25 protein-coding genes are annotated in these 20,054 nt (G+C 67.0%); 16 read left to right on the top strand and 9 right to left on the bottom strand.

The genetic code is table 11. The features are described 5' to 3' along the window. Positions 1-16: 16 nt before the first annotated feature. Together ACZZZF_RS01740 and ACZZZF_RS01745 are read right to left on the bottom strand one after the other, a co-directional pair. Positions 17-1,270: an NAD(P)/FAD-dependent oxidoreductase gene (locus tag ACZZZF_RS01740; protein ID WP_230100757.1), complete on the bottom strand. Its 1,254-nt coding sequence runs from the start codon at positions 1,268-1,270 to the stop codon at positions 17-19. After that, complete coding sequence (locus ACZZZF_RS01745) at positions 1,267-1,626, bottom strand: UBP-type zinc finger domain-containing protein (RefSeq protein WP_463496818.1); 360 nt, start codon at positions 1,624-1,626, stop codon at positions 1,267-1,269. The genes ACZZZF_RS01740 and ACZZZF_RS01745 overlap by 4 nt, the downstream gene beginning before the upstream one ends. 142 nt (positions 1,627-1,768) lie before the next feature. Between ACZZZF_RS01745 and ACZZZF_RS01750 the strand changes: the two genes are divergently transcribed. After that, complete coding sequence (locus ACZZZF_RS01750; RefSeq protein ID WP_463496819.1) at positions 1,769-2,746, top strand: Dyp-type peroxidase; 978 nt, start codon at positions 1,769-1,771, stop codon at positions 2,744-2,746. Between the two features lie 61 nt (positions 2,747-2,807). Then, complete coding sequence (locus ACZZZF_RS01755) at positions 2,808-3,152, top strand: DUF7882 family protein (protein ID WP_072591357.1); 345 nt, start codon at positions 2,808-2,810, stop codon at positions 3,150-3,152. Between the two features lie 9 nt (positions 3,153-3,161). On the opposite strand, the gene ACZZZF_RS01760 is transcribed toward ACZZZF_RS01755, so the two are convergent. Together ACZZZF_RS01760 and ACZZZF_RS01765 are read right to left on the bottom strand one after the other, a co-directional pair. Then, a complete protein-coding gene (locus tag ACZZZF_RS01760; RefSeq protein ID WP_463496822.1) occupies positions 3,162-3,890 on the bottom strand; it encodes a GAF and ANTAR domain-containing protein in 729 nt (242 codons plus the stop codon). Positions 3,891-3,903: 13 nt separating this feature from the next. Next, complete coding sequence (locus ACZZZF_RS01765) at positions 3,904-4,239, bottom strand: DUF7882 family protein (protein ID WP_400341089.1); 336 nt, start codon at positions 4,237-4,239, stop codon at positions 3,904-3,906. Between the two features lie 262 nt (positions 4,240-4,501). On the opposite strand from ACZZZF_RS01765, the gene ACZZZF_RS01770 reads away from it, so the two are divergent. The 4 genes from ACZZZF_RS01770 to ACZZZF_RS01785 all read left to right on the top strand — a co-directional run bounded on the left by ACZZZF_RS01770 (position 4,502) and on the right by ACZZZF_RS01785 (position 7,394). Continuing rightward, positions 4,502-5,287 carry a hypothetical protein gene (locus ACZZZF_RS01770; RefSeq protein ID WP_463496825.1) on the top strand — a complete coding sequence of 262 codons (786 nt, stop codon included), beginning with the start codon at positions 4,502-4,504 and terminating at the stop codon, positions 5,285-5,287. Further along, on the top strand, positions 5,265-5,678 hold the full coding sequence (locus tag ACZZZF_RS01775; protein WP_295101355.1) for a phage holin family protein: 414 nt from the start codon (positions 5,265-5,267) through the stop codon (positions 5,676-5,678). Before ACZZZF_RS01770 ends, ACZZZF_RS01775 begins: the two co-directional genes overlap by 23 nt. After that, entirely contained in the window at positions 5,675-6,238 is a 564-nt protein-coding gene (locus tag ACZZZF_RS01780; protein WP_320488465.1) for a DUF3618 domain-containing protein, read from the top strand. Before ACZZZF_RS01775 ends, ACZZZF_RS01780 begins: the two co-directional genes overlap by 4 nt. A 64-nt stretch (positions 6,239-6,302) precedes the next feature. Next, positions 6,303-7,394, top strand: a complete 1,092-nt coding sequence (locus tag ACZZZF_RS01785) for a YihY/virulence factor BrkB family protein (protein WP_372983464.1) — start codon at positions 6,303-6,305, stop codon at positions 7,392-7,394. Between the two features lie 4 nt (positions 7,395-7,398). Here the strand turns inward: ACZZZF_RS01785 and ACZZZF_RS01790 are convergent, their stop codons facing one another. After that, on the bottom strand, positions 7,399-7,605 hold the full coding sequence (locus tag ACZZZF_RS01790) for a hypothetical protein (RefSeq protein ID WP_053096369.1): 207 nt from the start codon (positions 7,603-7,605) through the stop codon (positions 7,399-7,401). A 102-nt stretch (positions 7,606-7,707) separates the two neighbouring features. Between ACZZZF_RS01790 and ACZZZF_RS01795 the strand changes: the two genes are divergently transcribed. The 10 genes from ACZZZF_RS01795 (at position 7,708) to ACZZZF_RS01840 (ending at position 15,877) form a co-directional block, all read left to right on the top strand. Further along, complete coding sequence (locus ACZZZF_RS01795) at positions 7,708-8,082, top strand: thiol-disulfide oxidoreductase DCC family protein (RefSeq protein ID WP_463496828.1); 375 nt, start codon at positions 7,708-7,710, stop codon at positions 8,080-8,082. Between the two features lie 70 nt (positions 8,083-8,152). After that, entirely contained in the window at positions 8,153-8,446 is a 294-nt protein-coding gene (locus ACZZZF_RS01800; protein WP_056278853.1) for a DUF7882 family protein, read from the top strand. A gap of 83 nt (positions 8,447-8,529) precedes the next feature. Then, positions 8,530-8,748 (top strand): DUF2795 domain-containing protein, encoded by a 219-nt coding sequence (locus tag ACZZZF_RS01805; protein WP_187249711.1) that lies wholly within the window; start codon positions 8,530-8,532, stop codon positions 8,746-8,748. A gap of 186 nt (positions 8,749-8,934) precedes the next feature. Continuing rightward, a complete protein-coding gene (locus ACZZZF_RS01810) occupies positions 8,935-9,273 on the top strand; it encodes a DUF7882 family protein (protein WP_072591349.1) in 339 nt (112 codons plus the stop codon). Positions 9,274-9,365: 92 nt separating this feature from the next. Further along, positions 9,366-10,370, top strand: coding sequence for a glycosyltransferase family 2 protein (locus ACZZZF_RS01815; RefSeq protein WP_463496830.1), 1,005 nt, complete (start codon positions 9,366-9,368; stop codon positions 10,368-10,370). 19 nt (positions 10,371-10,389) lie between these two features. Beyond that, positions 10,390-12,027: a sodium-dependent transporter gene (locus ACZZZF_RS01820; protein ID WP_463496833.1), complete on the top strand. Its 1,638-nt coding sequence runs from the start codon at positions 10,390-10,392 to the stop codon at positions 12,025-12,027. Continuing rightward, on the top strand, positions 12,024-12,158 hold the full coding sequence (locus ACZZZF_RS01825) for a methionine/alanine import family NSS transporter small subunit (protein ID WP_072591348.1): 135 nt from the start codon (positions 12,024-12,026) through the stop codon (positions 12,156-12,158). Before ACZZZF_RS01820 ends, ACZZZF_RS01825 begins: the two co-directional genes overlap by 4 nt. Before the next feature lie 100 nt (positions 12,159-12,258). Next, complete coding sequence (locus tag ACZZZF_RS01830; protein ID WP_463496835.1) at positions 12,259-14,637, top strand: glycoside hydrolase family 65 protein; 2,379 nt, start codon at positions 12,259-12,261, stop codon at positions 14,635-14,637. 142 nt (positions 14,638-14,779) lie between these two features. After that, complete coding sequence (locus ACZZZF_RS01835; RefSeq protein WP_463496838.1) at positions 14,780-15,457, top strand: DUF6766 family protein; 678 nt, start codon at positions 14,780-14,782, stop codon at positions 15,455-15,457. A gap of 90 nt (positions 15,458-15,547) precedes the next feature. Further along, a complete protein-coding gene (locus ACZZZF_RS01840) occupies positions 15,548-15,877 on the top strand; it encodes a hypothetical protein (RefSeq protein WP_463496841.1) in 330 nt (109 codons plus the stop codon). Positions 15,878-15,890: 13 nt separating this feature from the next. On the opposite strand, the gene ACZZZF_RS01845 is transcribed toward ACZZZF_RS01840, so the two are convergent. From ACZZZF_RS01845 to ACZZZF_RS01860, 4 genes are read right to left on the bottom strand one after another with little or no spacing between them, the layout of a single operon-like run. Further along, positions 15,891-16,697, bottom strand: a complete 807-nt coding sequence (locus ACZZZF_RS01845) for an SDR family oxidoreductase (RefSeq protein WP_463496844.1) — start codon at positions 16,695-16,697, stop codon at positions 15,891-15,893. A gap of 46 nt (positions 16,698-16,743) precedes the next feature. Further along, the gene (locus tag ACZZZF_RS01850) at positions 16,744-18,105 is read right to left on the bottom strand and encodes an ABC transporter substrate-binding protein (RefSeq protein ID WP_463496847.1); all 1,362 of its coding nucleotides are present in this window, start codon (positions 18,103-18,105) and stop codon (positions 16,744-16,746) included. Positions 18,106-18,154: 49 nt separating this feature from the next. Then, complete coding sequence (locus ACZZZF_RS01855) at positions 18,155-19,114, bottom strand: carbohydrate ABC transporter permease (protein ID WP_295101371.1); 960 nt, start codon at positions 19,112-19,114, stop codon at positions 18,155-18,157. After that, positions 19,114-20,043 (bottom strand): carbohydrate ABC transporter permease, encoded by a 930-nt coding sequence (locus ACZZZF_RS01860; protein WP_463496850.1) that lies wholly within the window; start codon positions 20,041-20,043, stop codon positions 19,114-19,116. The genes ACZZZF_RS01855 and ACZZZF_RS01860 overlap by 1 nt, the downstream gene beginning before the upstream one ends. Between the last annotated feature and the right edge of the window lie 11 nt (positions 20,044-20,054).

A 20,054-nucleotide genomic window follows, 5' to 3' on the forward strand; every position in this document is an offset into this window, starting at 1 on the left:
CGCCCTCCGAGCGCGATCAGCGTTGAGCGCCTTCGGCGAGGTATCGGTGGATGAGGGTGACGGCCATCGCGCCCTCGCCGACGGCGGATGCGACGCGCTTGACGGAGTTCGCACGGACGTCGCCGGCCGCGAAGATCCCGGGCACGGATGTCTCGAGGTAGTAGGGCGAGCGATCCAGCGGCCACTTCTGCAGGTCGTCGGCGGAGAGGTCCACGCCGGTGAGCAGGAACCCGCGACTGTCGAGCTGCACATCCGTCGTCGCCGCCCACTCGGTGTTGGGAGCCCCGCCGATGCAGACGAACAGGTGGGTCGCGGGCACGCGTGTGGTCCTGCCAGCCTGGTCGAGGGTGATCTCCCGCAGATGCTCGTCTCCGTCGACCGCGACGACGCGGGAGTGGACGAGGATGGTGACGTTGCTCTGCGCGGCGAGCCGGTCGAGCAGATAGGCCGACATGGTCGACGAGAGCGAGGGGCCGCGGACGACGACAGTGACGTGCGCCGCGTGGGCCGCGAGGTTCATGGCCGCCTGTCCTGCGGAGTTGGCGCCGCCGACGACGTACACGTGCTGACCGATGCAGGCGGAGGCTTCGCTGGTGCCCGCGCCGTAGTAGATGCCGGCACCGCGGAAGCCCTGCTCGCCGTCGAGGCCGAGTCTGCGCCACTGCACGCCGGTGGCGCAGAGCGCCGCGCGTGCATGAATCTCCGACCCGTCGGCGAGCCGAGCCCGCACGTCGTGGTCCCTGAACGTGCGGGCGATGCCGTACCTCATGACGATGAGTTCGGCGCCGAAGGAGAGCGCCTGCCGGCGGGCGCGCTCGGCGAGCTCCGCCCCGGAGATCCCCCCGGGGAAACCGAGGTAGTTCTCGATGAGGCTGCTGAAACCGGCCTGCCCGCCGACGGCGTCGCGCTCTACGACGGCGACGCTGAGACCCTCGGATGCCGCGTAGACGGCGGCCGAGAGTCCGGCGGGTCCTGCTCCGTAGATGATGAGGTCGTACGTCGACTGCGCCGGAGGCTTCACCCAGCCGAGAGCCGCAGCGACCTGCTCGGGATTCGGGTCCTCCAACACGGCGCCTTCGGGAAGGACGACCAGCGGCAGCCGCCTGCCGGTCAGGTCGATTCCCGCCGCCGCGGCGGCACCTCGGGGAACCATGATCGGCAGGAACGGAACCTCGCTGCGGGTCAGATAGTCGCGCAACGCGAAAGCCTGCGGCCCGTCGGCGTCGGCGATGAGACGCAGGGGCGACCGCTGGTCGGGTGCCTCGGTCACGCGTCGCCTGCGAGCTGCTCCTGCCAGTCCGCAGGCACGCGCTCAGCCGGGCCGGGGGTGGTCTGCGACCGCGGATGGCTGTGCGGGGGAGCGAGGACGGGACCGTCGAAGGCTGTCTCGGTGCCGAAGTCCCAGAACCAGTCCTCACCGGGCTCGAAGCTCTGGATCACTCGATCGCCGCTCGTGTGCGCGTGCTTCGTCGCATGCTTGTGCAAGGAGTCGTCGCAGCATCCGATGTGCCCGCAGTAGGCGCACCGGCGCAGATGCAGCCACCACGAGCCGATCGCCTCGCAGTCCAGACACCCCGGGCCGGAGGGGGGAACGTCCGCCCGGATGAAGTCGCTGACGTCGCTCATGGGTGCATCTCCTGTCGTCGGTATGCCGTCGGGGTCATGATGTCGGGATTCCGTGTCGTACTCAAGGGTGCCCGCGGGAGTCCTCATGTTCCTTCGACACCCGTCGAAGCCGTGCTCGTCGGCATCCTCTAGGTTCGGGGAGGTGAGCAGCTCTTCCTCCCGCCGGGTCCCGATCGAATCGCAGAAGGTCGATGCGCCGCTGACGTCCAGCGCGACGTTCCTCGTGTTGCAGATCGCTGACGGAGCGGATGCCGCGTCGACCGCGCGCGACGCGATCGCCGGTATCGACGACCTCGTGAAGAACGTCGGATTCCGTGATCTCGACGCGATGCTGTCGTGCACGGTCGGCATCGGAGCCGCGGCGTGGCCGCGCCTCACCGCGCGCCGGGTTCCGGCCGAGCTGCACCCATTCGCACCGGTCGTCGGCCCGGTGCACACCGCGCCGGGCACGCCCGGGGATCTCCTCTTCCATATCCGTGCGAACCGCCAGGATCTCGTGTTCGAGTTCGAGCGCCAGCTGCTCGACGTGCTGGGCGACGCCGTGACCGTGGTCGACGAGACCTCGGGATTCCGGTATTTCGACGTGCGCGACCTGCTCGGCTTCGTCGACGGGACGGCGAACCCGGTGGGGAACGCCGTCGCCGAGTCGACGCTGGTGGGCGCAGAGGACGGTGATCACGTCGGAGGCAGCTACGTCGTCGTCCAGCGATATCTGCACGACCTCGGTCAGTGGCAGGCGCTGACGACCGAGCAGCAGGAGGCCGTGATCGGCCGCAAGAAGGCCGACAACGTCGAGCTCGACGATGCGGCCGTCGGGCAGAAGTCCCACAAGACCCTCGCCACGATCGTGGTCGACGGTGTCGAGCACGACATCCTTCGTGACAACATGCCTTTCGGCAGCCCGGGCTCGTCGTCCTTCGGCACCTACTTCATCGGATACTCGCGCTACCTGTGGGTCATCGAGAAGATGCTCGAGAACATGTTCATCGGTGACCCGCCCGGCGCGTACGACCGACTCCTGGACTTCTCCCGCGCCACGACCGGCAGCACCTTCTTCGCGCCGTCCGCGGACTTCCTCAGCGGGTTCGCCGACGAGCCGATGCCCGTGCAGCGCATCTGACGGCAGACGAGCGGACAAGAGTCACCTCCCATCTCGCGCCGCACGCGCGTAGCGTTGATTTATGGGAAGACTCTTCTACGGAGCCGCTCAGCCGCCGATCCTCATCGAGGACCGAGCGTTGGCTCACCTCAAGATCGTCGTCACGACGAAGCTGCGCCGCAACGAGAGCTTCACCCTGTCGTGGATCCACAAGGACGGCGAGGCCCCCGGTCGATCGACCATCTGGCTGCATCCATCGATCCCGCTGCGCTTCGTGTTCGACGAGACGGAGGCACCGACGCTGAACCGTCGGTGGATCGAGGAGCTCTCTCAGACGCTCAGCAGCACGGGCGGCGTCTGCCTGACTGCGGAGATCATCGATCCCACCGAAGGCGGGGAATCGGAACGCGCAGGCGGAGGGCGGTGACCGACTCGCTCACAGGGTGAGGCGGCGGTCGACGATCTGCTGCGCGACATCGTGCAGTCGCCCACCGACAGAGCGCGCGTGTCGTCGAAGGATGGTGAAGGCATCGTCGGTGGTGACGCTGCGCTGAAACGACAGCGCGCCCTTCGCCTGCTCGATCACGATCCTGCTGTCGAGCGCGTGCTGAAGCTGCGCGGTGCGGTCGGCGTGCGCGCGGAGCGTGCGATGCTGCACCAGACCGATCGTGGCGAACTCGCCGAGTGCCTGAGCGACGGCCGCATCCTGGTCGGTGAGCACGCCGACCCTGTCGAAGAAGAGGTTCAGCGCACCGAGGTGCTGATCGCGAAGCGAGAGCGGCACCGCGTAGCCGGCGCGAAGGCCGCGTCGCACCGCGAGAGGAGCGAACTCGGGCCAGCGATCGGCGCTCGCCCGCAGATCGGGTGTCTCCACCACGCGCCCGGACCGGAAGCTGTCGAGGCAGGGGCCCTGCTCGATGCCGAGCTCTGCCTCCTCCACATCGCTCGCGCGCTCACTCGTCGAGCCCAGCACGTGGAGTTGTCCTCCGGCATCGGCCAGGACGATGCCGGCGTCGACCGCAGGGGTGAAGTGCGTCGCGGCCTCGACGAGGAGGTCCACGGTGTCGATGACGTCATAGTCCGGATCCAGAGCGTCAGCCAGGCGGCGGAAGACAGCGGTCAGGTCGTTCGGCGAGTGCGGGTCGCGGATCACATCGAACGGCATTCGGATGCGATCCTCAACTCACGCCCACGGCATGGCCCTGCTCTGCGCCCACGTTCTCGGGTTCGTGAACCAGATACAGTCCGGACGGCGCATTCGCGGTGAACGCGAGCGCGTCGATCCAGTGCCGATTGAGCTCGGGGACTTTGCCGCCGGTGTACTTGAAGACGAGGTTGCAGCCGGGGTGCATCCAGACCGAACTCCGACCTCCGCCGATGCTGGCGTCCTCCCTCCAGGTGAAGAGGAACGGCTCGCCGCGGCGCAGCTTCGTCGTCATCACGACCTGCAGATGATGGAGCGCGCGGTCGTCGATCTCCACCTTCTGATTTCCCTCGTACACGAACTTGCCCATGATGGGACGTCCCTTCGTAGATCTCCTTCTGTGCCCAGACCTACAGGGGTGGGGTGCCCCCCGCAAGGCCCTTGCAGACCGATCGAGAGTGTTCCTGCGCCGTTCGCAGGCGTCTAGGTCGGACGCCTTTTACACCCGAGACCTCGATTTCGGCAAGGGTGCTGGAACGGCTTTCTCACCCCGTTAGACCAGTGCTCACCAATCCAGCGGATCGGTCGACGAAGTCGTTCGATCCGAGACGACCCCGCACGAAGGAGCACTGATGTCGGACACTTATGGCACGACGAGCCCGAGCGGCTCGGACGCGCATCACGAGCAGGATTCAGGGAAGGCGGAGGCTGCCAAGAACGAGGCGGCCGGTCTTGCCGACACGGCCGGCGCTCAGGCGAAGGACGTGATCGGCACCGCCAAGGCAGAGGCGGCGAGCGTCGTCGGCGAGGCCAAGACGCAGGCGAAGGACCTGTACGCGCAGACCACCCGTGAGCTGAAGGAGCAGGCGCACACGCAGCAGCAGCGCCTCGCCGGTGGGCTTCGGTCGGTCAGCGACGAACTCGGTTCGATGGCTGCGAACTCGGAGGGCAGCGGTGTCGCGAGCGATCTGGTGCAGCAGGTCGCCGGACGGCTGTCGGGCGCGGCGAGCTGGCTCGGGGACCGGGATCCGGCCTCCGTGCTCACGGAGGTGAAGCGGTATGCGAGACGCAAGCCCGGAACCTTCATCCTCGGGGCGGCGATCGTCGGCGTCGCCGTCGGCAGGCTCACCCGAGCGCTGGCATCGAACGCCTCGGCAGATGACACGCATACATCTCCACGGCCGGTGACGCCGCCCCGTGAGGTCCACCCGGACCCGGCCGTACCGGTGCCGGTCGGCTCTCCCGCGGGCGGTGCCGCCGACAGCGGCGGGGCGACGGCTGCAGACCTCACCGGCGCTCCGACACGCACGGAGACAGAAGGTCTCACACCTCCGACCCGTCGCGGCGGCGCACAGACCGCCTGGACCGGATCGGGCGCACTCGGGGAGGGTGGCGATGAGCGACCCCACACCCTCTGAGACGAAGGCCGCGTCGAACTCGCTCGGCGATCTGCTGGGTGAGGTCTCGCGAGACCTGTCGACGCTGATGCGTCAGGAGCTCGCACTCGCTCGCGCGGAGCTGCGGGAGACCGCGACGAAGTCCGCGAAGGGCGCGGGCATCATGGGTGCCGCCGGCTATGCGGCGCTGATGGCGGTGTTCTTCCTGTCCGTCGCACTGTGGTGGGCGCTGGGCTCGCTCATGGGGCGCGGCTGGTCGGGCGTCGTCGTGGCCGTGATCTGGGCGATCGTCGCGCTGATCCTGTTCGTGGTCGGCCGAAGCCAGCTGAAGCAGGTCGAGGGCATGCCGCAGACCGTCGACACGGTCAAGGAGATTCCGGAAGCACTGAAGAGAAATGAGGAGAACCGATGAGTGATTCACCCGACGAGATCCGCGCGAACATCGAGCGGACGCGACAGGAGCTGGGGTCGGATGTCGACGCGCTCGCCGACAAGGTGACGCCGTCGAAGATCGTAGACCGGCAGATGGGGAAAGTGCGCGGTGCTTTCACCTCGGTGCGTGAGCGCGTCATGGGGTCGGCGGACGATGCGGGATCCACGCTCTCGGACGCCGGTGACCGCGTGACCGAGGTCAAGGACCGCGCCATCGCGAAAGCCGAGGGCAATCCGCTCGCGGTCGGCCTGATGGCCTTCGGGGCGGGGCTGCTGATCGCATCGCTCGTTCCGGCGTCGTCGAAGGAGCAGCAGCTCGCGAAGACGGTCAAGGACCAGGCCCAGCCGCTCCTCGATGAGGTCACCGACGTGGCCAAGGAGGTCGGCGAGCATCTGAAGGAACCGGCGCAGGCGTCGGTCGAGTCCGTGAGGGAAACGGCGCAGGAATCCGTGGCTGTCGTGAAGGACGAAGCGCAGACCGCGGCCGGTGAAGTGACCGATCAGGCGCAGCAGGCGCGCGAGAACATCGCGGGCAGCTGACCGCCATCGACCGGACGGACCCGTCGCACGCGGGTAGGCGACGGGTCCGTCCGTCATGAGAGGAATGAAGATGTCGCAGCCGCACACGGAGGCCCGAGACGGGAATGTCGATCCCGAGGCCTCGAGCAAGCCCGACTCCCCGGACGATCTCCACGGACGATCATGGAAGTACGTGGCGAAGAAGGCCTTCCGTGAGTTCTCGTCCGACCAGTGCACCGATATAGCTGCCGCGCTGACGTACTACGCGGTGCTGTCGATCTTTCCCGGTCTGATAGCGATCTTCTCCCTCCTCGGCGTCGTCGGTCAGGGACAGGCCGCCGGGGAAGCGGTGATCGGCATCGTCGAGCAGGTCGCCCCGGGCGACACGGCGGACGCCCTCCGGGGCCCGATCGAACAGGTCGCGGACTCGCCGGCCGCCGGGTTCGCACTGATCAGCGGCATCCTGCTCGCGATCTGGTCGGCGTCCGGGTACGTCGGCGCCTTCAGCCGAGCGATGAACCGCATCTACGAGATCGACGAGGGGCGACCGTTCTGGAAGCTCAAGCCTGCACAGCTGCTCGTGACGGTGATCACCATCGTGCTGTTCGTCATCGCGGCGATCATCCTGGTGGTGTCGGGGCCGGTCACACGAGCCATCGGCGACTCACTCGGACTCGGCACCGTGCCTCAGGCCATCTGGTCGATCGCGAAGTGGCCTCTGTTGGGGTTCATCGTCGTCCTCGCCGTCGCGATCCTCTACTACGCCACTCCCAACGCGAAGCAGCCGCGCTTCCGGTGGATCAGCCTCGGGGCGCTCCTCGCGATCATCGTGCTGGCTGTCGCCACGGCGGGCTTCGCCTTCTATGTGGCGAACTTCTCGAACTACGACCGCACTTACGGCTCCCTCGCGGGCATCGTGGTGTTCCTGCTGTGGCTGTGGATCGCCAACCTGGCGCTTCTCGTCGGAGCGGAGTTCGACGCCGAACTCGAGCGAGGTCGCCAACTGCAGGCGGGCATCGCCGCAGAGCGGGAGATCCGCCTTCCTCCGAGGGACACACGCAAGAGCGACAAAGCCGCAGAGAAGGAGCGGCAGGACATCGACGAGGCCCGCCGCATCCGCGAGCATGCCGATGCAGAATCGGGGCACCGCGAATCCGACGGGTCCGACCGTCGATGACCGATCAGCGTGCGGTCGGCGGAAGCTTGTCCACGCCGTGCCGGTTCGGCTTGTCGGGCTCCGCGGCGGTATCGGGAGACGCGTGCGCGGGTCCGGTCGGCCCCGCTTCGGACGTCGGATAGTGCGGCTCGTCGATCTCGACGGCCTTGTCTCGCTCGTCGAGAGGAGGCAGATGGTCGAGCGGTTGCTTGATGTCGTCTGGGTGGCTCATGCAGACAGGCTCCGCCACCGGTGACGTGGGCGAACAGGGGCTTGTCATCGAAAGGATGATGTGGTGGGCGACTGCTCTCCGGTGAGGCGTAGGGTCGATTCCATGCACGCCCGGCCACTTCTCGTCTATGACGGCGATTGCGCGTTCTGCACCTCGTGGGTGCAACGACTCGAACGCTGGCTCGGCAGGTTTCCCGAGGCTCAGCCGTGGCAATGGCTCGACCTCGATGAAATCGGACTGAGTTCCGCGGATGTCACCCGCTACGCGTGGCTGCTGGTCGGCGCGCGTCGGATGCGCGGACATGCTGCCTTCGCAGGATTGCTCCGCATGCAGCGATCCCGGCTGCTGCGCTTCGCCGGCGTGCTCCTCGTCACGCCCCCGTTCTCCTGGGTCGCTGCGCTGGGCTATTCGCTGATCGCGCGCTTCCGCCACCGTCTTCCCGGCGGCACGGCCGCCTGTGCGCTTCCGCGGGCCTGAGACAGCACCCGACGATCCTCCGGTTGTCAACGCCCCTTCACCCGGGCGGGCGCTCACCTAGCATCGCCGGATGGGACGCCTCAGGTATGACAGCACACTCGACCCGATCGTCATCGACGATGTGACGCTCGCGCACATGAAGATCGTCGTCGGCACGAAGCTCAGGCGGCAGGAGAGCTTCATGATGTCCTGGATCCCGGGAGACGATTCCCGCGACGGCCGACTGACCGCATGGATTCATCCGAGCATTCCGCTCGTCCTGGCGTTCGACAGCGTCGAGCCGATTCACGTGGATGCCGAGCGCGTGTCACGGATGATGAACAGCCTCAACGCTCACGGAGAACTGCTGATCGAGGATATGTAGGCCGCTCACACCACTTACATCGGGATCCCGTCGGCTGTCAAGAGAGGCGAAGTTCGGGCCGCGCGGTCCGAAGAATGAACCGCATGAACCCATCGCCCCATGCGCTTGCCGCCCACCCCTCCTCCGACATGAGACTCGCACGGACCCTCCGGAGCATCGACTACCCCGCGACCAAGGACGATCTGCTGAGGATCGCCGTCGTCGATCATCTCGAGGTCGCGACCATCGACGCCATCCACGAGCTGCCCGCCCGCGACTATCACGGAGTCGCCGAGGTGCTGAAGACGCTCGATGGCGCCTGACTGACCCGCGGGCACCGTGCAGGGTGAGGGCGAACTTGTCAATACCCTGCGATAGCGCCCGCTGTCTTCCTAACCTGGCGCCATGTCCGACCTCACCGGCGCGCCACTGACGCTCACGTGGCCGCACGAATCCGATACATCGTCGCCGTCGCGACTCACCATGCACGCGCCGCAGGGAGGTGCATGATGGGCAGATTCATCTATGAGGGCTCGATCAGGATCGAGATCGAGGATCGCGCGCTCAGCCACCTGCAGCTCGTGATCACCGCGAAGCTCCGGCGGGCCGAGCCCTTCAACTTCAGCTGGCGCGAGGATCAGAGCATCGGGGGAGGCCGCACCACCGTCTGGCTGCACCCGGGGAGTGCGCTGGTCTATCGGTTCCTCGGCAGCAGGCAGCCATCGATCAACCGGCGGTGGGTCGATGCGCTCGCATTCACCGCGAATGCCCCGACCGGGCTGTACCTGGTCGCAGAGCCGGATGAGCTGTCATCGGGGGAGAAGCTCGGAGTGCCCGCCGACCTGTAGCCGCCAGCTGCCGCGATCCTCGGTGCGAAGACGGGCTGAGGATCTTGTCAATACCCGAGAAGAGGCGAGCGGACGCGATCTATCGTGCCGCCATGAAAGGCGCTCCACTCCTGGACATCGAATACGTCCTCCCGCTGCGATGGGGGAGTGACGAGACGATGGACGATCTCACGGCCTACCTCACGCGTCTGCGCGCGTGGGCCGACGTGACGGTGGTCGATGGATCCGACCCCGACCGCTTCGCCTCGCACGCGTCGGCCTGGTCGAACCTCGTCCGGCACATCCCGTGCGACGAGACCACGGGAGCGAACGGCAAGGTGCGGGGCGTGCTCACGGGCATCGCATCCGCTCGGCACGAGCGTGTGGTCATCGCCGACGACGACGTGCGGTACGACTATCGCGCGCTCGCCGCGGTGGTCTCCGAGCTCGAACGCGCGACCCTCGTGAAGCCGCAGAACCATTTCGCTCCGCTGCCCTGGCATGCCCGGTGGGACACCGCTCGCAGCCTCCTCAATCGCGCACTCTCGGACGACTATCCCGGAACCTACGCTCTGCGGCGCTCGGCACTGCTCTCATCAGGCGGATACGATGCGGACACGCTCTTCGAGAATCTCGAGATGGAGCGCACCGTCCGCGCGACCGGCGGTCGAATCCACTCCCGACCCGACATCTACGTCATGCGGCGCCCACCCACCGCCCGGCACTTCCTCTCGCAGCGGGTCAGACAGGCGTACGACAGCTGGGCGCAGCCGCTGCGCCTCGCGATCGAGGCGGCGATCCTTCCCACGGTGTGGATCCTGCGCCACCGACCGGGCTCGCTGGCGCTCGTGCTGCTCATGATCGTCGTGCTCGCCGAGCGCGGCCGACGACGGCTCGACGGCCGTTCGGTGTTCCCGGCGACCAGTGCATTGTGGGCGCCGCTGTGGGTCGCCGAGCGTGCGGTGTGCTCGTGGCTCGCCATCGCCGCGCGGCTGCGCGGAGGGGTGCGGTACGGGGGAGCGCGTCTGAGTGTTGCCGCCCATAGTCGGCGCCGCATCCTGATGACGATCCGAGAGCGGAGAGATCGGCACGAGAATCGCCACGTCTCGTCACGCTGACTCCGGTAACCTCATGCGCATGGCCACCGCAACGACGCAGACCCCGAAACGCGAGGCCTTCGGCTCGCGCAACGTCTTCATCCTCTCTGCGATCGGCTCTGCCGTCGGGCTGGGGAACATCTGGAGATTCCCCTACGTGGCGTACGAAGGCGGAGGCGGGGCGTTCCTCATCCCGTATCTGTGTGCGCTTCTCACTGCCGGAATCCCGCTCCTCTTCTTCGACTACGCGATCGGCCACCGGTTCCGCGGCTCCGCGCCGTTGGCCTTCCGACGGATGCACCGCAGGGCCGAGCCGCTCGGCTGGTGGCAGGTGCTCATCTGCGTGGTGATCGCGGTCTACTACGCGGTGATCATCGCGTGGGCTGCGATGTACACCTGGTTCTCGGCGCAGCTGACCTGGGGGCCGGGCAACGAGAACGACTTCTTCTTCATCGACTTCCTCCGCTCGGCCGATGTCGCCGAGGTGGGCATCTCGACGGACTTCGTGCCGCAGGTCGGCCTCCCGCTCGTGGCGGTCTGGCTGATCGTCATCGTCATCATGGCGCTGGGTGTGAAGCGCGGGATCGGCCGGGCGAACATGATCCTGATGCCTCTGCTCACGGTGATGTTCGCGATCCTCGTGGTGCAGTCGCTGTTCCTGCCGGGCGCCATGGACGGGCTGAACGCCTTCTTCACCCCCAACTGGGAAGCGCTCGGCGACCCGGCCGTCTGGGCATCGGCCTACGGCCACATCTTCTTCTCGCTGTCGGTGGCCTTCGGCATCATGGTGACCTACTCGTCGTACCTGAAGCGCAAGACCGACCTCACCGGTTCCGGTCTGGTCGTGGCGTTCGCGAACTCCGGCTTCGAGATCCTCGCGGGAATCGGCGTGTTCGCGGCCCTCGGCTTCATGGCGCAGGCACAGGGGACCGAGGTGGCCGGTGTCGCGTCGTCGGGAATCGGCCTGGCCTTCATCGCCTTCCCCACGATCGTCTCTCAGGCGGCAGGCGGCTCGATCATCGGCGTCCTCTTCTTCGGAGCGCTGGTCTTCGCGGGGGTGACCTCGCTCATCTCGATCCTCGAGGTGATCGTCGCGGCGCTGCAGGACAAGCTGGGCTGGGCGCGCATCCGCACGACGCTCACGGTGTCCATCCCGCTCGCGATCGTCTCGTTGGCACTGTTCTCGACGACCACCGCGCTGTCCGTGCTCGATACCGCTGACGCCTTCGTCAATGCCTTCGGCATCATGGCCGTCGCACTGGTCGCGGTGATCGTGGTCGCATGGCTGCTGCACAAGCTGCCGGCACTCGTCGACCACCTCGATCGTCGGTCGAGCTTCCGGGTCGGGCGAGTGTGGATGCTGCTCGTCGGCGCGCTCGCGCCCCTGGTGCTCGGGTACCTGCTCGTCACCGAGCTGATCTCGAAGATCTCCGAGCCGTACGGCGGCTATCCGGGATGGTTCCTCGCCGTCTTCGGATGGGGCATGGTCATCGCGCTCGTCGTGATCGCACTGCTGCTCTCGGCGCTGCCATGGAGCGGCCGCTCCCACGCCAAGGATGATCCCGAGTACGACGAGTTCCTCACCGAGGAAGACTACGAACCGGATGCCGAGACCTCGTCGATCCCGCTGATCGCGACCTCGGAACCGCGCGCGACGGAGAAGGGAGCGGGCGCATGACCACGACAGCGGTCGTCATGATGATCATCGCGATGGTCACGATCTGGGGCGGCCTCATCGCCGCCGTCGTGAACCTCGCTCGTCACCCCGAGGCCGCGGATTCGGAGCCGGCGCCGCCCGTCGAGCTCTGACCGTCTTACCCGCACGGGGAGCGGGAATCAACCCGCTCCCCACGTTCCTCGATCCTGACTACTTTCTCTTCCAGAAGCACTGTCGACGGAAGAGGAGCCCATGAGCAGGACGCGGCCGAGATTCGATATCGACGAGTGGAGCATCGGTGCCGACGGCATCGACGTCGAGAACCTCGCCCATGAGGAGTCCGTCTTCGGCCTCTCGAACGGTCATGTGGGCTGGCGGGGGAACCTCGACGAAGGCGACCCGCGCGGCGTCGCGGGAAGCTATCTGAACGGCCTCTTCGAAGAGCACCCGATGCCGTATGCCGAAGAGGGATACGGCTACCCCGAGTGCGGGCAGAGCGTCATCAACGCGGCCAACGGCCAGCTCATCCGGCTGATCGTCGGGGACGAGCCGTTCGACGTCCGTCGTGGATCGCTCACGTCGCACACCCGTCGTCTCGACTTCCGCGCGGGAACTCTCGAACGCGAGGTCGAGTGGACCAGTCCGACCGGCCAGCGGGTGCGGATCCGGTCGACGAGGATCGTCTCCTTCGCGCACCGCTCCGTCGCTGCGGTGCGCTACCGTGTGCAGGCGCTCGGCGGTCCGGCGGACGTCACCGTCATCTCCGAACTGCTGGCGAACGAGCCGCTGCCGATCACGCACGACGACCCCCGGGTGCAGGAGCTGCTGAGCGAGCCGCTCGAGGGGGTGGCCTCGGCCGCCGACGCGCGTGCCGCCACCCTCGTGCACCGCACGAGGAAGAGCGGGCTCACGACCGCTGTCGCGATGGACCATCGCGTGAGCGGTTCTCCCCGGAACGAGCCGAGCGTCGAGACGGATGTCGATGCGACGGGCGACCGTGCGCGTACCACGGTGCGCGCATCCCTGGCTGCCGGAGAGACGCTCGAGATCGTCAAGCTCGTCGGTCATGAGTTCTCGTCCGACCTCTCGACCGCCGCTCTGCGCGACCGGGCCGAGACGGCGGTCGGCGACGCGCTGCGGGCCGGATGGGACGCACTGGTCGCCGATCAACGGGCGCGGCTGGACGACTTCTGGGAGTGCGCCGACGTGCGGGTCGACGGACCGGCACGGCTGCAGCAGGCCGTGCGCTTCGCGCTCTTCCAGGTGTTCCAGGCCTCCACCCGCATGGAATTGCGATCCGTTCCGGGCAAGGGGCTGACCGGCTCCGGATACGAGGGGCACACCTTCTGGGACTTCGAGGCGTTCGTGCTCCCCGTCCTCACCTCGACCCTCCCGCACGCCGCCGAACAGGCGCTGCGATGGCGACATTCGGTGCTCGACCGCGCTCGTGACAGGGCGGCGCAACTGCATCTGCAGGGTGCCGCATTGCCGTGGCGAACCATCGACGGCAGAGAGTCGTCGGGGTACTGGCCTGCCGGCACGGCCGCGTTCCACATCAACGCCGATGTGGCCGGAGCGGTTCTGCACTACGTGCGGGCGACAGGCGATGTCGACTTCGAACGGGAGGCCGGCCTCGAGATCCTGGTCGAGACCGCTCGCCTCTGGGCCTCGCTCGGTCGGTGGGATGCGCACGGCGGCTTCCACATCGACGGCGTCACGGGGCCGGACGAGTACTCGGCCATCGCGAACGACAACGTCTTCACGAACCTGGCGGCTCAGAAGAACCTTCGAGGGGCGGCGGCCGCTGCCCGACGGCATCCGGAGGCCGCGTTGGAGCTCGAGGTCGCAGACGACGAGATCGCGAGGTGGGAACTCGCTGCCGCGGCGATGACGGTGCCCTTCGATGACGAACGGGGCGTGCACCCGCAGTCCGCCGGATACACCGACCTCGAGCGGTGGGACTTCGAGTCGACCGCCCCGGACGAGTACCTGCTGCACGACCACTTCCCGTACTTCGACCTCTACCGCAAGCAGGTCGTGAAGCAGGCCGATCTGGTGCTCGCCCTGTTCTTCTCGCATGAGTCGTTCACCGCGGAGCAGAAGGAGCGTGCGTTCGAGTATTACGAGGCGATCACCGTGCGGGACTCGTCGCTGTCGGCGGCGGCGCAGGCCGTGGTCGCCGCAGAGGTCGGTCACCTGGATCTCGCGCTCGACTACCTCGCCGAGGTCGCGACTCTCGATCTCGACGACCTTCATGGCAACACCGGTCAGGGGCTTCATGTCGCCGCTCTCGCGGGGGTCTGGACGGCCATCACCGCGGGCTTCGGCGGGATGCGCGACAGCGACAGCGGCCTGCGGTTCTGCCCGCGTCTTCCGTCCGAGATCGACGGGCTCGAGTTCGGGGTGCGCATCCACGGCTGCGTCCTGCGTGTCGATGTCCGCCAGGCGGAGGCCACCTATCGGCTCGCCTCGGGCGACCCGCTCACCATCACCCACTACGACGAGCAGGTGACGCTCGACGCCGGACATCCCGTCACCAGAGGGATCCCACCATTGCCGCCGCGGGGGCCGCATCCCCGGCAGCCTCGAGGACGAGCGCCCCGACCGGCGCTCGAGGCGTTCAGCGGCTGAGGTGGCAGAGAGAGGAGACAATCATGTCGGATCGAACCGTCGGTCGCGCATCGATGCGAATGGCGTTCTGGTCATGGACGCTCATCATCGTGGTCGGGCTGGCGACCATGATCGCCCTGCCTCTGACGGGGAGGTGAACGAGATGCGTCGCTTCGTCAGAGACGGGGGACTCAGCCTCGTCTTCCTCGCGATCTTCGCGCTCAGCCTGATCGGGCAGTCGATCACGGGACACGCCTACAACAATCAGGAGCTGGCTCAGCACGGTCAGCCGCCCACTCCGTATCTGGAGTTCATCACCTCCTCCGACTTCCTCGTCGATGTGGCGGAGAACTGGCAGTCGGAGTTCCTGCAGTTCTTCCTCTTCATCCTCGCGACCATCTGGTTCATCCAGCGAGGATCACCTGAATCCAAGAAGCCGGGCGACGAGGGAGTGGGGTCGGACGCCGATCAACTCGTCGGAGAGCACGCGCATGTCGACTCCCCGCGCTGGGCGAAGGTGCACGGACTGCGCGGGTGGATCTACTCCAACTCGCTTCTGCTCGCGATGGGAACGATCTTCCTGCTCTCGTGGCTCGCCCAGTCGCTCGCCGGCCATGTCGTCGCCAACGAGCAGAACGCGCAGCACGGCCTGCCACCGGAGACGTGGATCGACTATGTCGTCTCGGCGGAGTTCTGGAACCGCACGCTGCAGAACTGGCAGTCGGAGTTCCTGGCTGTCGGCGCGATGGTCGCCTTCTCGATCTATCTGCGGCAGCGCGGCTCGAGCGAGTCGAAGCCCGTTGGCGTGCCGCATCACGTGAGCAGCGTCGAGTCCGAGTAGCGAGGACCTTCTCGCGTCGATCGTCAAGCCCCTGTCTGCAGCGAAGTCGGAAGGGTTGCCTGGCACGAAACCGATCGAGAGGAGCGGATGATGAAGCACGTGAAGTACGCCGAGAAGTCGGTTCTCGTGGGTGATGACGCGGCGGACACGCTGATGGACTACGCCCGGGTGCTGGCGAGTGAGGGGAGTGCCGACACGGTGACGCTGCGGGTCGTCAGCCCGGACGGGAACATCGTCGACGCGTCTTTCCTGCTCACCCCGAGCACCGAGCTCATGGTCGAGTCGACCAATTCCCAGCTCGAGGAGCCGGACAACGGGGAGACCGTGCAGGAGATGCGCGACCGCATCGCGTCGTCGCGCTCCACCGTCGTGACCGAGACGGAGCCTCCGTGGCTCCTCGAGACCACTGAGGAGATCTAGCTGCGCGCGGGGCTCAGGCCTTGCGCCACTCGTGCGACTCGATGCTCGCGCCGGCCTGCGGCCCCATCTGCAGCATCCCTCCGTCGATCACCACCGATGCTCCGGAGATGTAGGCGGCCGGCGGCGACGCGAGGAAGGCGATCAGCGAGGCGACCTCGCGTGCGTCCCCCGGGCGTCCCAGCGGGATGCCGGGGCGGTCCTGCGTGTGAGGATCCACATCCGTCTGCCCGGTCATCGGGGTCGCGATCTCGCCGGGGGCGACGCTGACCGCGCTGATCCCCGCCGAGCCCAGCTCGAGGGCGAGGTTCTTCATCAGTCCATCGAGTCCGTGCTTCGCGGCGTCGTACGCGCTCGAACCGACCATCGGCTGATGCGCATGCACGCTGGTCACGGTGATCAGACGGCCGCCGTTGCCCGCCGCGACCATCGCGCGCGCGGCGCGCTGCAGGCAGACGAAGGCGCCGGTGAGGTCGGTGTCGATGACGTGCTTCCAGTCATCCAACGAGAGGTCGAGGAACGGAGTCGACGTCCCGGTCCCCGCGTTGTTCACGAAGACGTCGAGGCCGCCCAGTTCCGCGATCAGGCCGTCGATCACGTCGCCGCACGCGGGGATGTCGGCGACGTCGAGCTGCCCCGTGATCGCCCGCGCTCCGTGGGTGCGCACCTCTTCGGCGGTCTGCTCGGCGCCCGCCTGATCGGAATGCCACGTGATCGCCACGTCCATCCCGGCGGTGGCGAGCGCCACCGCCGTGGCGCGTCCGATTCCCGAATCGCCGGCGGTGACGATCGCCCTACGGGGTGTGTGTGCGTGGTCGGTCATGCCGTTCTCCTCATCGTCGGGTCTTCTCATCCACCGGGCCTGGCGATCAGCCGGCCGTCTTCTCGTATGCGCGCATCGCCGCGTCCTGCGCGTCAGCCAGGGCATCCTCGATGGACTTGTCGCCGAGCAGCGCCGCAGTGATGGCGTTGTTGAGCTCGTTCTGGATCTCCTGACCGGCGGGCGACGAGCCGAACGACTCTCCGTACTCGACGACGTCGTAGTAGGTCGAGATCACCTGATCGAATCCGGCGTTGCCGCTCTCGGTGACCCACTGATCGCGGATCTCCTGGTCAGATGCCGGCGACCCGGTGAAGAGGCCGGTGTTGATGCCGCCGTCCTGCTCGCGGACCTCGGCGCGCGCCTCGCCAGCCGCGTTCCAGGCCCCGTCGGAGGTGAGTTCCACCATCCATGCGCAGGCAGCCGCGGGGTTCTCCGCACCGACCGGGATCACGAACGCCGTGCCTGACGCGACCGAGAAAGGCTCGCCGTCCGATGAGCGGAACGGGACCGCTTCGAGCTCGAGCTGGTCGACATACGGGGAGAGCACGTTGGGGTACCACTGGGCGTTGACCTGACCGCCGACCTGTCCCGCCACGTACTGGTTGTTGTCGCCGAAGGTGTCGAAGGAGTCGGTGAAGCTCTTCACCGACGCGAATCCGCCCTGGGCGTCCGTGATCTCCTTCAGCATCTCCAGCCCGGCGACGTTGCTCGGATCGTCGAGCGTGGGAGCCCCTTCTTCATCGTTGAGCTGCCCGCCCATCGCCAGCACCCAGAGCCCGCCCTGGCCGGTCGCGACCGGGTCGAAGCCCAGGCGGGTCGGCACTCCTCCCGACTCCTGGTAGATCTTCTCGATCGCTCCCATCAGGGCATCCGGCTTCGACGTGTCGAACTCCTCAGCCGAGACACCGGCCTCGGCGAGCACCGCCTTGTTCAGCAGGATCGCCGGCGGCTGGTAGAACTGCGGCACGGCCCACACGCCGTCCTCGTACGTCACATCGTCGACGACGAAGGGATACCAGTGATCGCGCGGCGAGACGTCGTGCGCCTCGAAGCACGCGTCCAACGGCATGATCAGATCCTGTGCCGCATACGTCGTGACGTAGCGTCGGTCCATCTGCACGACATCGGGCACATCGCCGCTCGCGATGCGGGTGGTGAACTTCTGAGCGTCGAACGCCGTGGCGTCGAGGTCGACCTCGACGTCCGAGAGCTGCTCGGCGGCATGGTCCATGCGCGAGGTGCCGACATCATCGGCGTTCTCGAAGCCCCAGGCCTTCAGGGTTCCGGTGGCATCCGCGCCGAAGTCGACCGACTCTGCGGCGCTCTCGCCGCTTCCCCCACCGCACCCGCTGAGCAGCAGAGCGGATGCCGTCACGGCGGCGGCGGCTCCGAGGATTCGTGTCTTCATGTCGTTCTCCATTCATGTGGGGGCGGATACCCGCCCTGCGGGATAGGGATCAGCCCTTGCGCCCCTGCGTCGCGACGCCCTCGATGAAATACCGCTGGCCGAAGGCGAAGAGCAGCAGCATCGGCAGGGTCACGATGAGCGATGCCACCATCACGTACTGGTAGTCGCCGTGACCACCGGCCGTCGGGCTGTACTTCGTCATCGCGTAGGCGATGCCGAGAGGCGCGGTGAACTCGTCGACGGATCCGGCGTTGAGGTAGATCAGCGAAGCCTGCAGGTTGTTCCAGCTGGCCTGGAACTCGAAGAGGAACACGATCACGAACGACGGGATCGAGAGCGGCATCGCGATGCGCCAGAACAGGCCCCAGGCGCTCGCTCCGTCGAGTCGCGCGGCCTCGAACAGCTCTCGGGGAAGTCCGAGGAAGAACTGGCGCTGCAGGAAGATGTAGAAGGCGGAGCCGAACAGGTTCATGCCCCACAGCGGAACCCAGGTGCCGAGCATGCCGGTCTGCTTCCAGATGAGGTAGACCGGGATCATCGTCACCGCTCCCGGCAGCATCATCGTCGCCAGCACCAGCCCGAACAGCAGCTTGCGGCCCGGGAATCGGAAGTAGGCGAACCCGAAGGCCACGATCGAGCTCGAGATGGCGACGGTGCCCGCAGCGAGCAGGGCGATGGCGACGCTGTTCCACACCCAGCTCAGCAATGGCAGCTGATTCCACACCTCGATGTAGTTCTCGGGAACGAAGGTGCGCGGGAAGAGACTGTTGTCGAACACCTCTCCCCGGGGCTTCAGGCTCGCGGCGATCAACCAGACGAAGGGGTAGAGGAACAGCAGGCCGAAGCCGATCAGAACGATCGTGAGCAGGATTCTTGCGACCAGGCTCTTCGGTCGAGCGAGGCGTCGACGTCTGCGCGGCTGCCCGGGGGTCGTGACCGAGACCGTGTCGGTGCGCGGTTCCGGTCCGGGAGGCGGGGTGAGCGGGACAGGTCGGATCGTCGTCGACATCAGCGGTCTCCCTCGTAGTAGACGAAGCGGTTGCCGACCTTCACCTGGATGAGCGTGATCAGCATGATGATCACGAACAGCAGCCAGGCCATCGCGGCCGCGAAGCCGAAGTCGAACTGGCGGAAGGCCTGCTGGAACAGGTAGATGGCATAGAACAGCGACGCCTCGGGGGAGGCGTTGCTCTGATCTCGCCAGAACAGCAGATAGGCCTGGTCGAAGATCTGGAAGGCCGCGATCGAGAGGACAATGACGTTGAAGAACATCGCTCCTGAGATCATCGGCAGAGTGATCGAGAAGAACCGGCGGATGGGCCCCGCGCCGTCGAGCGACGCCACCTCGTAGAGTTCGGTCGGCACGTTCTTGAGCGCGGCGAGGAAGATGACCATCGTTCCGGCGACCGTCCAGAGCGTCATGATGACGATGCTCGGTTTGACCCATGCCGGGTCGACCAGCCACTGCGGCCCCGAGATGCCGAACACGCGGAGGAACTGGTTGATCGCCCCCGAGTTGCCGTTGAGCAGGAGGAAGAAGACGGCGGCCGTGGCGACGGCGGGGGTCATCTTGGGCAGGTAGTAGAGCACGCGGAAGAAGCCGGCGCCGCGGCCCACCCGGTTGAGCAGCAGTGCGAGGACGAGCGCGAAGATGATCTCGAGAGGCACGGCCATCACGACGTAGAACAGCGTGTTGGCGAGCGAGAGCCCCACCCGAGGGTCGTCGAAGAGCTCGGCGTAGTTGGCGATGCCGATCGGACGCGCCGAGTTGGTGGCGAGGTTGTAGTTGCTGAACGAGATGTAGAGGCTGTACGCCATCGCACCCGCCGTGAAGATCAGGAATCCCAGGATCCAGGGCGAGATGAACAGGTATCCGGCCAGGACCTCACGCCTGTTGTACGGATCGCGCTGCCGTCGCTGCGGGTGTGCCGTCTTCATGAGACGAGAAG

The sequence above is a fragment of the Microbacterium sp. AC215 genome, assembly GCF_979258645.1.

Bases quoted from the DNA above. Each gene is read 5' to 3' on its own strand.
- ACZZZF_RS01745 (WP_463496818.1), bottom strand. From the start codon at position 1,626: ATGAGCGACGTCAGCGACTTCATCCGGGCGGACGTTCCCCCCTCCGGC.
- ACZZZF_RS01755 (WP_072591357.1), top strand. From the start codon at position 2,808: ATGGGAAGACTCTTCTACGGAGCCGCTCAGCCGCCGATCCTCATCGAG.
- ACZZZF_RS01760 (WP_463496822.1), bottom strand. From the start codon at position 3,890: ATGCCGTTCGATGTGATCCGCGACCCGCACTCGCCGAACGACCTGACC.
- ACZZZF_RS01765 (WP_400341089.1), bottom strand. From the start codon at position 4,239: ATGGGCAAGTTCGTGTACGAGGGAAATCAGAAGGTGGAGATCGACGAC.
- ACZZZF_RS01770 (WP_463496825.1), top strand. From the start codon at position 4,502: ATGTCGGACACTTATGGCACGACGAGCCCGAGCGGCTCGGACGCGCAT.
- ACZZZF_RS01775 (WP_295101355.1), top strand. From the start codon at position 5,265: ATGAGCGACCCCACACCCTCTGAGACGAAGGCCGCGTCGAACTCGCTC.
- ACZZZF_RS01780 (WP_320488465.1), top strand. From the start codon at position 5,675: ATGAGTGATTCACCCGACGAGATCCGCGCGAACATCGAGCGGACGCGA.
- ACZZZF_RS01785 (WP_372983464.1), top strand. From the start codon at position 6,303: ATGAAGATGTCGCAGCCGCACACGGAGGCCCGAGACGGGAATGTCGAT.
- ACZZZF_RS01790 (WP_053096369.1), bottom strand. From the start codon at position 7,605: ATGAGCCACCCAGACGACATCAAGCAACCGCTCGACCATCTGCCTCCT.
- ACZZZF_RS01795 (WP_463496828.1), top strand. From the start codon at position 7,708: ATGCACGCCCGGCCACTTCTCGTCTATGACGGCGATTGCGCGTTCTGC.
- ACZZZF_RS01800 (WP_056278853.1), top strand. From the start codon at position 8,153: ATGGGACGCCTCAGGTATGACAGCACACTCGACCCGATCGTCATCGAC.
- ACZZZF_RS01805 (WP_187249711.1), top strand. From the start codon at position 8,530: ATGAACCCATCGCCCCATGCGCTTGCCGCCCACCCCTCCTCCGACATG.
- ACZZZF_RS01810 (WP_072591349.1), top strand. From the start codon at position 8,935: ATGGGCAGATTCATCTATGAGGGCTCGATCAGGATCGAGATCGAGGAT.
- ACZZZF_RS01815 (WP_463496830.1), top strand. From the start codon at position 9,366: ATGAAAGGCGCTCCACTCCTGGACATCGAATACGTCCTCCCGCTGCGA.
- ACZZZF_RS01820 (WP_463496833.1), top strand. From the start codon at position 10,390: ATGGCCACCGCAACGACGCAGACCCCGAAACGCGAGGCCTTCGGCTCG.
- ACZZZF_RS01825 (WP_072591348.1), top strand. From the start codon at position 12,024: ATGACCACGACAGCGGTCGTCATGATGATCATCGCGATGGTCACGATC.
- ACZZZF_RS01830 (WP_463496835.1), top strand. From the start codon at position 12,259: ATGAGCAGGACGCGGCCGAGATTCGATATCGACGAGTGGAGCATCGGT.
- ACZZZF_RS01835 (WP_463496838.1), top strand. From the start codon at position 14,780: ATGCGTCGCTTCGTCAGAGACGGGGGACTCAGCCTCGTCTTCCTCGCG.
- ACZZZF_RS01840 (WP_463496841.1), top strand. From the start codon at position 15,548: ATGAAGCACGTGAAGTACGCCGAGAAGTCGGTTCTCGTGGGTGATGAC.
- ACZZZF_RS01845 (WP_463496844.1), bottom strand. From the start codon at position 16,697: ATGACCGACCACGCACACACACCCCGTAGGGCGATCGTCACCGCCGGC.
- ACZZZF_RS01850 (WP_463496847.1), bottom strand. From the start codon at position 18,105: ATGAAGACACGAATCCTCGGAGCCGCCGCCGCCGTGACGGCATCCGCT.
- ACZZZF_RS01855 (WP_295101371.1), bottom strand. From the start codon at position 19,114: ATGTCGACGACGATCCGACCTGTCCCGCTCACCCCGCCTCCCGGACCG.
- ACZZZF_RS01860 (WP_463496850.1), bottom strand. From the start codon at position 20,043: ATGAAGACGGCACACCCGCAGCGACGGCAGCGCGATCCGTACAACAGG.